Genomic DNA, 591 nt, shown 5'->3' with positions numbered 1-591 from the left:
CAGGGCCTTTTCCAGGTTGGGCTCCTGGATCAGCCCGCGGCAGATCAGGGCAAAGGCCCCCGGCGGCATGCCCCGGGAGTCGAGCTGGAAGAATTCGTCCTGCAACTCGCGGATCTGGATCAGCCACAGCGCGGCAAAGGCACTGCCGGGCACCCGTGCCCGGGGCTGGTCGAGCAACGCCGGATCGATACCGGCCTCGCGCAGCACGGCCGCCAGCCGCGCCGGCTGCTGGCGCAGGGCGTGGGTCATCACCCGGACAAAGTAGACCGCGACCGAATCCGATTCACGCATGTAGAGGCTGTGCTCCCGTAGCTGGACCTATGGCAAAAAACGCCAGCACGCTTGACCGCTTTCGGCATAGGCCGGCCACCGCACCGGGCTCTAGACTCGCGCTGGATAACGCGCTGTGCAAGGCAACCGCGCCATGCTCCGCGAAGGCAATGAACAAAGGAAGAGCTGAAGATGAATCTTGCGAATATCGGGGTGATCGGCGCCGGCACCATGGGCAACGGCATCGCCCAGGTCTGCGCCCAGGCGGGCTTTGACGTGACCCTGCTGGACATCGCCCAGGGCGCCCTGGAAAAGGCCCTG

At 65.8% G+C, this 591-nt stretch carries 2 protein-coding genes; one reads left to right on the top strand and one right to left on the bottom strand.

The window, feature by feature from the left end:
- Positions 1–291 (bottom strand): AraC family transcriptional regulator ligand-binding domain-containing protein (locus F6S12_RS32685; protein ID WP_315869979.1); only part of this gene is annotated, 291 nt, incomplete at its 3' end.
- Between the two features lie 171 nt (positions 292–462).
- On the opposite strand from F6S12_RS32685, the gene F6S12_RS32680 reads away from it, so the two are divergent.
- Positions 463–591, top strand: a 129-nt coding sequence (locus tag F6S12_RS32680; RefSeq protein ID WP_315869980.1) for a 3-hydroxyacyl-CoA dehydrogenase NAD-binding domain-containing protein, incomplete at its 3' end; no start/stop codon positions are given.

The organism is Pseudomonas sp. JV245A (genome assembly GCF_032424515.1).
Taxonomy (GTDB): Bacteria; Pseudomonadota; Gammaproteobacteria; order Pseudomonadales; family Pseudomonadaceae; genus Aquipseudomonas; species Aquipseudomonas protegens.
This window is presented reverse-complemented; position numbering and strand designations above follow the sequence as displayed.